Raw genomic sequence first — 12,482 nt, forward strand, 5'->3', positions numbered from 1 at the left:
CATGACTATGTTTACTCGCTTAATGACCATTGGTCTACTGACCACAGCAAGTTTTGCAGCGCAGGCGCAAACAAATCATCCGGACAGCAAACAGGACATCCTGGAGGCAAAATTCAAGATCCACACTTTAAACTGTGAGAAGGACCCCAATGGGACGATGAGCGTCAGGATAGGATTTCATAACTATAATGACGACAAGGACTACATCCTGGCCTCTAACGACAATGTAGAAAAATGGGCCAATGTATGGGAGAAGAAGATCCCATTAACAATGAGCGGTGAAAAGTATAAGCTGGAGGACATCCAGGATACGTTTATCCGGGTGTTTGTAAATCCACCTACCCGCAACAAGCTGGACCTGGATTGTACGATTGCCATCCGTTTTACAGATGGTGAGAAAACAAAAGTTTTCAATAAGACCTTTACCAATGTAACGGTTATGTCGGATACAGCGGTACGCTTTGTAGAGGTGACGGATTTATCCCTGAAAAAGAAGAAGCAGGACAAAGCACAGTAAAGATAAGGCCTGAAGGGCGTGTGTATCGGGTCGTTGCGTTCATGGGCGGCCCGATTTTTTTAAACTTTATTGCCTAAAATTTATATTTACAGGAACGTAAAACGTACTTGTAAATGGAAACCTATATTGCCTTATTAAGGGGGATCAATGTAAGCGGGCATAAGATCATTAAGATGGAAGTGCTTCGCGCAATTTTTGAGTCGATGGGATTTGAAAATGTCCGAACCTATATTCAGAGTGGCAATGTCATCTTCCTAAGTAAAAAAACCAGGGAACAAACTTTATTAAAAAAGATAACAGGCACGCTGGAAGCCCGGCTAGGCTACCCGGTAGCAATACTGCTACGCACGCCAGCTGAGCTGCAGGCAATTGTGGAGTCGCACCCTTACGGACCTATCACTCCTGATGATCCACGCAAGCTATATGTGGCCTTTGTACAGGACCTTTCCGACGCTGCGCTGCATCCGGGATTTCTTTCCCTGCAAACTCCCGGCGAGGATTATACGATTAGTGGCCGGGAAATTTACATCTCCATAGACAAAAACCACCCAAAACCATTATTCAGCAATGTGCTGGCTGAAAAAAAGCTAAAAACCATCTCCACCACCCGAAATTGGGCTACCGTTAACAAATTACTCCGGCTTTCAACCGAAGTGTAACTTTTTTGTTAACGATTTTTAAATTTCTGGTACCATCCCGCCCGTTACCGTGTTTGATTACCTGTGAAAAGTAGTTGCTAATACAACTAACATGTAACAGTTAGCAAAAAAATCAAGGAATTACAACGGTAAATTAGAAATTAATGACACTTGAAAGACGACTTTTGCTCCATTCAAAGGGCAAAGAATATCCTGTGGAAACTATTATTCAGGACGACTTAAAGCCCTATATCTGGCGTGCAGCGAGTGTATACCTGCACCGAGATGAATATGGCTGGGTACTTGAACAAAAGCTGGCCCTGTTCGGTCTGGTCATCAACAAAGACATGCATTGCCTGCCCGCAGGCACTATCCTGCACATCGAAAGCAAGCTACCGGTACTGGCTGTAAATCAGTCCCCCCACTACCTGGTTGAAACCCACCATGGGCATTCGGTAGATGTGGGCGATTCCCAATCCAGTTCACTTGGGCTGTACAGTATTGACCGCGGGGTGAACACCACGATCGTAGAGGAAGGCATTGCAGAAATTTTTTACATTACCATCTTCCCAACATTCATTGACCGCCTCTGTAAGGTATACCCGGAGATGAAACGCTTCAAGCGCTGGATGGATATTACCAAAACGCATAAGGTACATACCCGGGAAATCCAGATGAATTATATCCGGGAAACTGCCAAGCGGCGTATGCTTGCCTGCCAGGATTTACGGATGTTCCGTGCCAGATATATTCATCGTTGTGCCATCACTTTCCTGTGTAATTTCATGAATGAACTGGTAGAAGGAAGTGGTGCGGAAATTTCTCAACTGGAAAAAGACTATGCACAGGAAATAGCTGAGGTCATTAACACAAACTTGTACGTTTTTGATATGGAAAGGTTTTTGGCCACGCGCTTTAATAAAAACTTCCAGGACCTCAATGATCATTTCCAGGCAGTGATGCATTGCTCCATTCCGGACTATGTGAAAATGGAGCGAATGGAATGGGCTTTTCTTCAGCTTACTACCACCAACCAGGATGAGCAGACTATTGCCAGCTTGAGTGGTTATCTGCCGAGGATCAGTGCGGATGGTACTGTACGTACCAATGCCGACAGCTTTGATGAGTTTAAGAAGGATTTCAAGGGGTATTTCCGCTGCACGATCATGGAAGTGCGCGTTCAACATAATTAATCATTCACGTTACCTTTCGTTGGCGGTCTGTTTCAGGAGTTCTTCCATGAAGCGGACCGCTGACTTTTTTGGGTGCGTGTTCTTTTGTGTGATGATATAGGACCTTCTCTCCCACTCTTTTCCTTTTACCGGTATAGCCACAATGTTTTTCCAGCCTGCCACTGCGCGTTCATTCAGCAGCGTGGCCCAGTGGCCTTTTTCTACTAGCGACAATAAAGAATGCACGTCGTTCATTTCAATACCTACGCTCAGCCCTATATTATGTTTGAACAGAATTTCATCTAAAAAATCGCGGGAGCTGTAGCCCCGAGTGGCCAGGATCATATCTACGCCTTTTAAGGCTTCGATGGGCAGGCTTTTGGCCGATGCCAGCCGGTGGTTTTTACTAACGGCCATTACGATCCGGGATTTGAGGAGCGGCACCATATTAAGTGCATCATCCTGGCCGGAAGTATGAAAGGTGAGCACGATGTCGAGGTCCGCCGCCAGCAGCTTTGGCATCAGTTCATCCGGGGACGCATATACGATACGGAGCCGTATTCCCGGATATTTTTTAGGGAAGCTGGTGAGCAGCGGCAGCAGCAGCGCTGTAAACGCATAGGTAACACCGATGCGCAGTTCCCCGGTGAGCATCCCTTGCAGGTCCTCGATAGCCTGCCTGGTTTTATCTACTTCTGCGAGGACAAAACGGGCATGCTCCAGCATTACCTGACCACTTTCGGTGAGCCTTACCCGGCGGCCTATACGGTCGAACAGGTGGGTGTTGAGCTCTGCTTCCAGCTGCATGATCTGCTGGGAAAGTGTGGACTGGGTGATATACAATTCCTCCGCAGCGGCAGTAAAATTGCCCTTTTCCGCTGCATGCACAAAGTATTTTAACTGACGCAACTCCATCGATCAATCGGTTTTACTAATAGAAATGATTGAAACAATCTATTTAACTTATTAAGGTAAATATAGGAATTTTGTGCACGAAAATGAATGGCAGCAGTCGACTACTGCTAAGTGATCATCTGGAAAAACCTTTATATGGATGTATTTCGCTCTTTAAGATCCCGCAACTTCCGGTTGTTCTTCTCCGGGCAATCGGTATCTATGATAGGCACCTGGATGCAGAAAACGGCTGTTTGCTGGCTGGTATACCGCCTCACCGGTTCCGCGCTGCTACTGGGTGTGGTAAGTTTTGCAGGCCTGATACCTTCGCTGATTTTAGCTCCCTATGCCGGAAGTTTTATTGATCGCCACGACCGCTACAAGGTTTTGGTGCGCACGCAGGTTATTTCCATGCTGCAGGCCCTGGCACTGGCTTTACTGGTATACTTTAAATACTATAATATCACCGGCATCATTTTGCTCACACTGTTGCTGGGTATCATCAATGCTTTTGACGTCACCTGTCGCCAAAGCCTGATGGTAGACATGGTCATACAGCGGGAAGACCTCCCCAACGCCATTGCGCTAAACTCCACCATGATGAACTTCGCCCGTATTGCCGGCCCCGCCCTGGCAGGGATCATCCTTAGCAACTGGGGAGAGAATGTGTGCTTTGCCCTTAACTTCTTCAGCTACATACCCATCATGATCTCGCTGTTTATGATGAAACTGGATGTGCCGGTGGTGAGCAAGTCGGAAGGAAGCATATGGACGGAATTACGTGCCGGCTTCCATTACATCTCCCATGATAAAGACCTTAGCAGCCTACTCCTCCTATTAACGGCCAGCAGCCTGCTGGTTATGCCATTTAATACCCTGATGCCTATGTTTGCCAAAGATATTTTCCATGGCGACGCCAAAACTTTCAGCTGGTTTGAAAGTGCCGCTGGGGTGGGTTCTATATTATCGGCCATTTATATGGCGCGACTCAAACCCGGCAAGGACATGATTAAGATACTGATTACCTCCAGCTGTATATTTTCCCTCAGCTTACTGCTGCTCTCCTATGCCGGCTGGCTGCCCATGGCGCTGGTGTTTATGACCTGCTCCGGGATTGGCATGATGGCACAGACCTCCGCCATCAATACTTATATACAAACACATGCCCGGCCGCAAATGCGTGCCCGCGCCATCAGCTACTACATTATGGCCTACCAGGGTATGATACCTGTGGGCAGTCTGCTGGCCGGAGCGTTGGCCAATATAGCCGGCCCTAAGTTCACGGTACTGCTGCAAGGCATTGCCGGCGCTGTAGCAGTGGCCGTATTCGTATCCTACCGGCGCAGGCATTCCCAGGAACTGGATGGCGGCGTACAACCGGCCTGAGTTAGTTTTTGCCGGCCGCAAAAGAATGCTTAAATTCCTGTGATAAACAAAAAGCCGCAGGTTATGAGTTTTCAGCAAAAAACAGTTTTTATTACCGGCGCCAGCAGAGGCATTGGTAAAGCCATTGCTCTGAAGCTGGCCGCTGATGGGGCCAATATTGTGATAGCCGCTAAAAGCGTGGAAGAAGATCCAAGATTAGGAGGTACCATACACAGCGCGGCAGCAGAAGTAGAAGCCGCCGGAGGTAAGGCACTCGCCGTACAGGTAGACATACGTGATGAAGCCCAGATTGCCGCCGCCGTTGCACAGGCTGTAGCACATTTCGGCGGGATCGACATACTCATTAACAACGCCTCCGCCATCCAGCTCACCAACACCGAACAAACCAACGCCAAAAAGTTTGACCTCATGCATGATATCAATGTGCGTGGGACTTTCCTGATGGCACAACACTGCATACCGCATCTCAAAAAAGGGAACAACCCGCATATCTTAACGCTCTCCCCCCCTATTAACCTGGCGCCGCAATGGCTGGGCCCACACGTAGCCTACACCATCAGCAAATACAATATGAGTATGCTGGCATTAGGATGGGCCGCGGAGCTGGAGCAATACCGTATTGCCTCCAACGCCCTATGGCCCGCTACCACTATCGCTACGGCTGCAGTAAAAAACCTGCTCGGCGGGGAAGCGCTGGTAAATATGAGCCGCACACCGGACATTGTAGCGGATGCGGTGCATTATATTTTATCACAGCCTTCCTCCAGCTATACCGGGTTTACGCTGATCGACGAAGAAGTGTTGCAATCCGCCGGTGTACTGGACTTTGATAAGTATGCCGTAAAGCCGGGCGGGAAATTGAGAAAGGATTTGTTTTTGGAGTAGCGCTTGTTGCGTTGCTTCCGTAGAGCCGTAATGCTTACGGCTCTACGGTTCATAAGCTCAGCGAAAAGTTATTGTCTGGTAGATTTTAGCGAAGATCCAAACGGGGAGCCGTAAGCATTACGGCTCTACAGCTGCAGGTCAACATTGCAACTTCCCTTCCACCACCGTTACCGCCTGCCCTGCAATCTCCACTCTATCCCCTTTCAGGGCCACACGCAGCTCACCACCACGGGGCGAAACCTGTAATGCATTAAAACTGGTTTTACCGAGCTTTTTAGCATAAAAAGGTACCAGTGCACTATGTGCCGATCCAGTGACGGAATCTTCCGGAACACCGCTCACGGGCGAGAAGAACCTCGATACAAAATCATATGGCTTGCCGGCATCTGCCAGGGCGGTGATGATTATTTTATAGGTGCCGATCAGGTGAAAGTCCGGCTGATAATTTTTTACGGCTGCTTCATCCGGCAGCTCCACCAGGTAACGACCTCCATCAGTACGGTACAGCGCCTTGAGCTCAGGAAATATTCGTGTAAACACTGTAGTATCTGTATCCGGTATTGCATTAAACGCCGGAAAGTCGAGTGTAATCCAGCTATCAGCGCTTCGGGTGGCAGTGAGTACGCCTGCTACGGTGTGAAATCGTATAGGCGTGGTAGTTGGCACTGCACCGGTTTCCCAAAGGATATGTGCGCTCGCCAGCGTGGCATGGCCACAGAGCTGCGACTCCGTACCGGCCGGCGAAAACCAGCGCAGTTGGTAATCCTGGTCCTGCTTCAGGAGGAAGGCCGCCATAGGTAACTGTAACTCTTTGCCAATACCGGAGAGGATATCATCGGATGGCATTTCATCCAGGAGGCATACACCTGCCGGGTTGCCTTTGAAAGGAGTGGCTGTAAAAGCATCTGCCTGGAAATATCTGAACTGCATAGCGGGTATGGTTTAACTGTTGCAAAGTTGGAGCAAAATGTAACAGCAAAACAGATGCAGTTTTGTAAATATGCAGGATATCAGATTTTCCGGGCGTTCTAATAAGGGCCTGCGGCCCACAATAAAATACCCGGCGGGATACATCTGGTGCGTGGCGGACCCACCGGGCATGCCTATACGCAGGGAACACCGTGGGGCCCGTAAAAAAGTCCAGGCTTTGTTCAATGCTACCTATTTACCGCCGCTCCCCAGCCACAACAGGCTTTTCAAAATCAGATCCGACTCATTGCGGTTATCGAAGGTGAAGGACAGCTCTTTATTATTATGATTTTCGTAATCGATATCATTGTGTCCCATGTTCATGTATACCATTTTATATTTTTTATTGGTCCACACCACCGGGTAATACCCGCTATGCCATATTTCGCTGGGTTTGGGGCCGGTACCAAGCGGGAAGCTGGCAGTATCAATGGACAGCAGCACGGTGATGTCCGGATTTTTGCGCAGGTCGCCGGACCAGCGGTACCATTCATTAGGGGAAGATGTAAATACGGTGGGCAGACCATTGGTAACGGGATGCTGCGGCTGTTCGGCCCGAAGGTAGGCGATGGAAGGGCGCCAGGTATTGCTTACAAACTGACCTGATCCCAGGAAGGTGTTGTGGTACCAGTCCCAGTTGGCCGGAATGGCGGAGGGCGTAAGCGCAAATGCTGCGAAGTGGAAGCCCATCCAGGCGCCTCCATTTTCCATATACTGCTGGAACGCGGCACGCTGTGCCGGTTTTTCCGGACGTGTATCCAGAAATAATATCACCTGGTAATTTTTAAGGGTATCTGTGTTGAGCAGTTCCCAGTTATTGGTAGTGCGATATGTGAAGTTATTTTTTGCGGCCTGGCCGGCAAACCATTTATTGGCTTCTGCCACAAAACTAATGTGTGCCTGGTCACTTTTACCAGTATAAAATGCGATGACGTGGAAGGGTTGCTGCGCCTGTACAACAGCTGCCAGCAGCAGCAAACTTGCGAGAATCAATTTTTTCATAGGTCCTAAAGATAGGCGCAATTTGTATGGTTCCTAAGCATTTACAAGCCTGACGTAGTGATGAAGTAGTATAAAACCAGGGAGAATGCCACCGGCCTTCCACTTCAGAAGTAGAATCATCCAACTGCGGCAAGCATGGCAATGGAACCTCCTCCATTTCCGGTCGATGGAAATTCCCTGGTTAGCTCTTTGGTCTTGAGTTGCTATAAACTAATAGCGTCATGGGCAAATGCTTTACATTATTGCCATGACGCTATCAGCGCGATGAATGCCAAACCTTTAACATGCCTGCGGGCTTCAGTTTAATGCCCACCCTTGCGTTTAGGGTTATGGCTTTTTTCTGTTATACCGTGTTTCATCTGGTCAACTGGTCGTTCTTCATGCATATCCTTTGCAGGATTATTTTTGCCTGCCATCCTTTTGGTTTCCCTTCCGGATGACCTTTCCCGATGTTGATCCTGATGTTTTCCGGTATTGTTACCTCGATGCATCATGACACTAAAATTTTTAGTGATTAAAAGTCCTTGTCATCTAATTTATTCATTGGATAAAAGTGCAAATTCCTGCCCAGCCGGCCCCAAAACATTGTTAAATTAATGTAATATCGGCAGGCAGGCCATAGTACCTGCACCTGGCGGCTGTAGCTGCTTTCAGGCCATACGGCTGTAGTTGCCAAACCCTCTTTTCAGTGTTGTTGTTGCGCTACAGGATGAGTGGTACCCTCCACATCTGGGGTAGCCCTTTTTCCATGCGAAACCTCGAATGCGCCTTATGGCAGGCTTATCAAAAGCACAATGGAAGGCATTGGTAAAAGGAATTATCCGGGTACCGGGACATTCACAAATGGTGTGATATAATTATCTTTATGGAATGGAATTCCTTCGCTACCATCCGTGTCCACAGTTGCAGCCCTATGTGGCTGGCTATATGCTGATCAGAAGTGGCGAGGGAAGGGTCAACACGGTATTACCGGCGCCTGGGATTACCATATCTTTCAGGATCACCGGTAATATCCAGCATACGAACCGGGAACAGGTACAAACGCTGGGCAATTATGGTATCTCCGGTATCCGCAAGGAAGCCCAGCACATGAACTATCACCCGGACACAGCCTGGTTCCTCATTACCTTCAAGCCTGGCTGCGCCGCTGCCTTTATTAAATCCCCCTTGCACGAAGTAAACAGCCAGGTGGTATCACTGGATAACTTTTTTCCGGAGGAGATGCTACGTGACCTATCGGACCAGCTACAGGCAGCGCCTGACATGAGGGCAATGGTAGCTCTCACCGACCAGTGGCTGCTCAGATTACAACCGTCCACCGTAGATCCGTTGGTACAGGCGGCCCTGGAAACCATACAGCAGCACCGCGGCCAACTCCGCATGGCGGAACTGGCATCTTCCTTATATACCAGTAAGGACCCGCTTGAAAAGCGCTTCCGCGCTATCGTGGGAGCCAGCCCAAAACAATATGCCACCATTGTGAAGTTGAATCATATCATTCAGCAAGCCCCCAAATCCTTAACCAGCCTGGCTTATGAGGCCGGATATTTTGATCAGTCCCACTTCATCAAAGACTTCCGCCGGTTTACCGGCACCACTCCACACGATTTCTTTTCCCGTAAGCAGGAATGGTAAAAAATGCTTTTTTACAATTTTGCAGTGGCCAGTGAGGGTAATTTTACAACACAAAATCATTGAACTATGAACGAATATGTGTTTATTACCCGCGTAAACCCTGCCCCACTCACGCAGGACGACATTGCCACCGTACGTAAAGGCTGGGATGAGCTGGTAGAAAAATGGAAAGCCGCAGATCACTACCAGTCCGGTACTCCGATTGTAAAACCAGGTTTTGTAGTGACCGCTAACCAGTCTGCAGCCGGCGCCATTGAGGAAGATGGCCAGCGCGTGGTGAGCTTCATGTACATCAACGCCGAAGACGATGCGCAGGCCATGGAACTGGCGGCCATGGTGCCGGTGCTGCCTTTTGGAGGATCTGTGGAAATCCGCCACCGATAAGCAACCGAACAGATAACTTTTGTATCTTAGTCGCAAATTCTTTATCGCTATGCTGCAAAAGATGATCTTTCTGCTAGTAACCGTGTGCATTGCCACCGGCGTATACGCGCAGCCTCCCAAAGGTCCGGCCAAACCTAACAGTACCTATGGCGCCGGCACTACTGCTACCGGTGCAGTGGATGCCTTCAAAATCCCTGCTTTACTGAAAAATGATACCGGAAAAGTAGCCTTGAAAATCAAAGCAAAAGTACTGGACGTATGCCCTAAAAAGGGCTGCTGGATGAAACTCCAGGTAAACGACAGCACCACCGCTTTCGTAAAAATGAAAGACTACGCTTTCTTTGTACCACTGGACATCAAAGGCAGAACCATTGTACTGGATGGCCTGGCATACCAGAGCATTACCCCGGTTTCCGAACTGCGCCACTACGCACAGGATGCGAAGAAACCGCAGGCAGAAATTGATGCAATAACTACGCCTCAGAAAGAATACAGATATACCGCCAGCGGTATCCTGGTACTGGAATAATTTTTCAGGCCTTACCTCCTGCAATAGGTAAGGCCTGATTTAGGGAGATGCCGTTGGCATCTCCCTAAATTAGCACGACAGAACAAATGCCCAACCGGCATTGTTGAATATTAAAAACCGGACATGAAAAGAATAGCGATTGCGCGGATAGTTTTGATAACCCTTTTCACCCTTACCACCACTACCATTTTTTCCCAGGATAAAAGGGATTATATACGGATTCTGACCGACTCCATGAAGGCCAGGCTTTCCCTCAATGAAGGACAATACGGCCAGGTTTACAATATCAATAAATCCTTTTCAGAAAAGATGGCCGCACTGCGGAAAGACAACGTGATGCCCCGCGCTGAAAAAGGAAAACAGCTGAAGCAACTGGGTGTAACCCGCGACAGCTCCCTTAAAAAAGTACTGAGTGCCGATCAGTTCGACCGCTACGAAGCACATAAATCCGAACGCCGCCAACAGGCTAAGGAACGCTATGAGCGCAAACAGGAAGAAAAATAATTTCCACGGAAAAGGCTACACGAAATTATCATTGCTGATTCTGGCATGCAATTCGCATATACCGTGATCTCCTGAAACAAAAAGAAAAATTCGTCAGGAATTTTTACATTGCAACATGCACATATTATCTCTGCCATGAAATATCAACCAGGGCTACACCTGTTGACCACCCTGTATACCGACAATATTGAACTACTGCAGCAAAGTGACAACTGGAAAACTTTTATCACCCACCAGATTCAATACCATCAACTTACAGAGGTAGGTAACGCCGTACATGACTTCCCTAACGGGGGCTTCACTGCGGTTCATTGTCTGACGGAATCACATATTTCCATCCATACCTGGCCGGAATATGGGCTGTGTACCTGTGATGTGTTTTTGTCCAACTTCCGGAAAAACAATGATGCCATCACTACCGCCATCATGAGCGCTATTCATGATTTTTTCCAGACCACCAAACATGAATCTCAACAGATAAGAAGATAAAATGCCACACTTTAATTGTCCTGCCTGTAAGGCGGGCATCGACCTGCAACATCCGGACACCCGCCTCTATGGCTGTCCTAAGTGCGGAACGTTGTCCACTTTTCAATCAGGATTCCCCGAGAAAGCCGGTAAGGTTAACCAATCCAAAATCGCGCAGCTGATCGCATTGGGCACCACCGGTGTATTACGCAACGAAGAGTATACCGTGATCGCCTATACGGAGCGGGCAGCAGTGGGCTCCGGCTATAGTTGGGCGGAGTATGTGCTGATGCGTAGCAGCGACCGCAAACCTTTTTTCCTCTCCTTTTCAGAGGGGCACTGGCTGCTGGTAGAAAATATTCCGGCGCAATATCCGGAGGTAACCATTGCCAGCTATGAGAAAACTATTTCCCTGACGCATGAAGGGAAAAATTTTGAACTCTTCAGCAGGTTCAGTGGCCGCTATACCTGCATACGCGGAGAAATCCCGTGGGAGCTGGATTACCAGCATAACATCCGTTGCCTGGAGTTTATACGTCCGCCGGAAATGATTTCCTTTGAAATGCAGCAATCGCGCATCGATGCCTTCCGCGGCGTTTACATCTACCCAAAAGAAATTAAAAGGGCTTTCCTGAATGGCCATTTTCCGCCAGGCCGAGTAGGAATAGCGCCTGCACAGCCGTTTCTGCGCGGGTTGCGGCCTAACCAGTTCGGGATCGCTGCCTTTATTTTTTGTCTTTTTGCTTTGTTCAGCTTCCTGTATAATAACAGCAACAGGCAGAACAAGGAGATCATGCGGGATAGCTTTTATATTAACGACTCCACTGTTAATAAACCTTTGCTGAGCCCTACTTTTAAGCTGGATGATAAAGTCACCAATATAGAAGTGGAAGTGCAGACGGACCTCACCAACAACTGGTGCGCCCTGGACCTCACGCTGGTAAACGAAGTGACCGGCGAAGAGCGGACGATTCCTTTGGAAACCGCCTACTATCGTGGGGTAGAAGATGGTGAAAGCTGGTCAGAAGGCGACTTTAAGCAAACCGCTTTTGTGTGTAGCGTAACACCTGGCCAGTACCATTTTGTGGCCACTACTGCTACGGAAAAAGCTGGTCCGACGGTTCGTGCAGACGTTGCCGTATTCTGGGATGTGCCTACGGTGTGGAATGAAGTGCTGCTATGCCTGCTCTTTGGCGGAGCTGCGTTGGTATTCATGAAATGGCAACAGATCAGGGAATCCGAACGATGGGAAAACAGTGATATCACTCATAAAAAATAATTCTATGGAGAAAATAAAGTCTCTTTTTTCCAGGTTGCCTTTTACCTGGAGAGATGATAAAATCACCATTTGCATACTGGCCGGGCTAATGCTCATACTGCTCGTGAGCAATACTTACGGTTACCGGGTGTGTAACTGCACCAGCACAGATACCTGGAAGCCTGGCAAGGATCGTACAGCCAGGTCGCACAGCGGCGTTCACTATTTCTATCACAAATAA

Annotated in this window: 15 protein-coding genes; 12 read left to right on the forward strand and 3 right to left on the reverse strand. The window is 48.4% G+C overall.

Features of this window, described 5'->3' with window-relative positions:
* The first annotated feature begins 7 nt into the window (after positions 1–7).
* The 3 genes from KW844_RS18325 to KW844_RS18335 all read left to right on the forward strand — a co-directional run bounded on the left by KW844_RS18325 (position 8) and on the right by KW844_RS18335 (position 2,348).
* Positions 8–517: a hypothetical protein gene (locus KW844_RS18325; RefSeq protein ID WP_218378228.1), complete on the forward strand. Its 510-nt coding sequence runs from the start codon at positions 8–10 to the stop codon at positions 515–517.
* Between the two features lie 113 nt (positions 518–630).
* Positions 631–1,176 carry a DUF1697 domain-containing protein gene (locus KW844_RS18330; RefSeq protein WP_218378229.1) on the forward strand — a complete coding sequence of 182 codons (546 nt, stop codon included), beginning with the start codon at positions 631–633 and terminating at the stop codon, positions 1,174–1,176.
* 143 nt (positions 1,177–1,319) lie between these two features.
* Positions 1,320–2,348 (forward strand): hypothetical protein, encoded by a 1,029-nt coding sequence (locus tag KW844_RS18335; RefSeq protein WP_218378230.1) that lies wholly within the window; start codon positions 1,320–1,322, stop codon positions 2,346–2,348.
* Positions 2,349–2,357: 9 nt separating this feature from the next.
* Here KW844_RS18335 and KW844_RS18340 read toward each other — a convergent pair whose 3' ends face one another.
* The gene (locus KW844_RS18340; RefSeq protein ID WP_218378231.1) at positions 2,358–3,242 is read right to left on the reverse strand and encodes a LysR family transcriptional regulator; all 885 of its coding nucleotides are present in this window, start codon (positions 3,240–3,242) and stop codon (positions 2,358–2,360) included.
* Positions 3,243–3,377: 135 nt separating this feature from the next.
* On the opposite strand from KW844_RS18340, the gene KW844_RS18345 reads away from it, so the two are divergent.
* Entirely contained in the window at positions 3,378–4,607 is a 1,230-nt protein-coding gene (locus KW844_RS18345; protein WP_218378232.1) for an MFS transporter, read from the forward strand.
* A 63-nt stretch (positions 4,608–4,670) separates the two neighbouring features.
* The gene (locus tag KW844_RS18350; protein ID WP_218378233.1) at positions 4,671–5,492 is read left to right on the forward strand and encodes an NAD(P)-dependent oxidoreductase; all 822 of its coding nucleotides are present in this window, start codon (positions 4,671–4,673) and stop codon (positions 5,490–5,492) included.
* Positions 5,493–5,630: 138 nt separating this feature from the next.
* Here the strand turns inward: KW844_RS18350 and KW844_RS18355 are convergent, their stop codons facing one another.
* A complete protein-coding gene (locus KW844_RS18355; protein ID WP_218378234.1) occupies positions 5,631–6,422 on the reverse strand; it encodes a PhzF family phenazine biosynthesis protein in 792 nt (263 codons plus the stop codon).
* Positions 6,423–6,653: 231 nt separating this feature from the next.
* Positions 6,654–7,463, reverse strand: coding sequence for a ThuA domain-containing protein (locus tag KW844_RS18360; protein WP_218378235.1), 810 nt, complete (start codon positions 7,461–7,463; stop codon positions 6,654–6,656).
* A gap of 870 nt (positions 7,464–8,333) precedes the next feature.
* Here KW844_RS18360 and KW844_RS18365 point away from each other — a divergent pair.
* From KW844_RS18365 to KW844_RS18395, 7 genes are all read left to right on the forward strand, one after another.
* Positions 8,334–9,098, forward strand: a complete 765-nt coding sequence (locus KW844_RS18365) for a helix-turn-helix transcriptional regulator (protein WP_218378236.1) — start codon at positions 8,334–8,336, stop codon at positions 9,096–9,098.
* A 66-nt stretch (positions 9,099–9,164) separates the two neighbouring features.
* Positions 9,165–9,482 (forward strand): hypothetical protein, encoded by a 318-nt coding sequence (locus KW844_RS18370; RefSeq protein ID WP_218378237.1) that lies wholly within the window; start codon positions 9,165–9,167, stop codon positions 9,480–9,482.
* 49 nt (positions 9,483–9,531) lie between these two features.
* Entirely contained in the window at positions 9,532–10,011 is a 480-nt protein-coding gene (locus tag KW844_RS18375) for a DUF4920 domain-containing protein (protein ID WP_255578517.1), read from the forward strand.
* Between the two features lie 123 nt (positions 10,012–10,134).
* On the forward strand, positions 10,135–10,515 hold the full coding sequence (locus tag KW844_RS18380) for a hypothetical protein (RefSeq protein WP_218378238.1): 381 nt from the start codon (positions 10,135–10,137) through the stop codon (positions 10,513–10,515).
* Between the two features lie 135 nt (positions 10,516–10,650).
* Complete coding sequence (locus tag KW844_RS18385) at positions 10,651–11,004, forward strand: S-adenosylmethionine decarboxylase family protein (RefSeq protein WP_218378239.1); 354 nt, start codon at positions 10,651–10,653, stop codon at positions 11,002–11,004.
* A gap of 1 nt (position 11,005) precedes the next feature.
* Entirely contained in the window at positions 11,006–12,262 is a 1,257-nt protein-coding gene (locus KW844_RS18390) for a DUF4178 domain-containing protein (protein WP_218378240.1), read from the forward strand.
* A gap of 4 nt (positions 12,263–12,266) precedes the next feature.
* Positions 12,267–12,482, forward strand: coding sequence for a hypothetical protein (locus tag KW844_RS18395; RefSeq protein ID WP_218378241.1), 216 nt, complete (start codon positions 12,267–12,269; stop codon positions 12,480–12,482).

The sequence above is a fragment of the Chitinophaga sp. sic0106 genome, assembly GCF_019219075.1.
Taxonomy (GTDB): Bacteria; Bacteroidota; Bacteroidia; order Chitinophagales; family Chitinophagaceae; genus Chitinophaga.

Bases quoted from the DNA above. Each gene is read 5' to 3' on its own strand.
- KW844_RS18325 (WP_218378228.1), top strand. From the start codon at position 8: ATGTTTACTCGCTTAATGACCATTGGTCTACTGACCACAGCAAGTTTT.
- KW844_RS18330 (WP_218378229.1), top strand. From the start codon at position 631: ATGGAAACCTATATTGCCTTATTAAGGGGGATCAATGTAAGCGGGCAT.
- KW844_RS18335 (WP_218378230.1), top strand. From the start codon at position 1,320: ATGACACTTGAAAGACGACTTTTGCTCCATTCAAAGGGCAAAGAATAT.
- KW844_RS18340 (WP_218378231.1), bottom strand. From the start codon at position 3,242: ATGGAGTTGCGTCAGTTAAAATACTTTGTGCATGCAGCGGAAAAGGGC.
- KW844_RS18345 (WP_218378232.1), top strand. From the start codon at position 3,378: ATGGATGTATTTCGCTCTTTAAGATCCCGCAACTTCCGGTTGTTCTTC.
- KW844_RS18350 (WP_218378233.1), top strand. From the start codon at position 4,671: ATGAGTTTTCAGCAAAAAACAGTTTTTATTACCGGCGCCAGCAGAGGC.
- KW844_RS18355 (WP_218378234.1), bottom strand. From the start codon at position 6,422: ATGCAGTTCAGATATTTCCAGGCAGATGCTTTTACAGCCACTCCTTTC.
- KW844_RS18360 (WP_218378235.1), bottom strand. From the start codon at position 7,463: ATGAAAAAATTGATTCTCGCAAGTTTGCTGCTGCTGGCAGCTGTTGTA.
- KW844_RS18365 (WP_218378236.1), top strand. From the start codon at position 8,334: ATGGAATTCCTTCGCTACCATCCGTGTCCACAGTTGCAGCCCTATGTG.
- KW844_RS18370 (WP_218378237.1), top strand. From the start codon at position 9,165: ATGAACGAATATGTGTTTATTACCCGCGTAAACCCTGCCCCACTCACG.
- KW844_RS18375 (WP_255578517.1), top strand. From the start codon at position 9,532: ATGCTGCAAAAGATGATCTTTCTGCTAGTAACCGTGTGCATTGCCACC.
- KW844_RS18380 (WP_218378238.1), top strand. From the start codon at position 10,135: ATGAAAAGAATAGCGATTGCGCGGATAGTTTTGATAACCCTTTTCACC.
- KW844_RS18385 (WP_218378239.1), top strand. From the start codon at position 10,651: ATGAAATATCAACCAGGGCTACACCTGTTGACCACCCTGTATACCGAC.
- KW844_RS18390 (WP_218378240.1), top strand. From the start codon at position 11,006: ATGCCACACTTTAATTGTCCTGCCTGTAAGGCGGGCATCGACCTGCAA.
- KW844_RS18395 (WP_218378241.1), top strand. From the start codon at position 12,267: ATGGAGAAAATAAAGTCTCTTTTTTCCAGGTTGCCTTTTACCTGGAGA.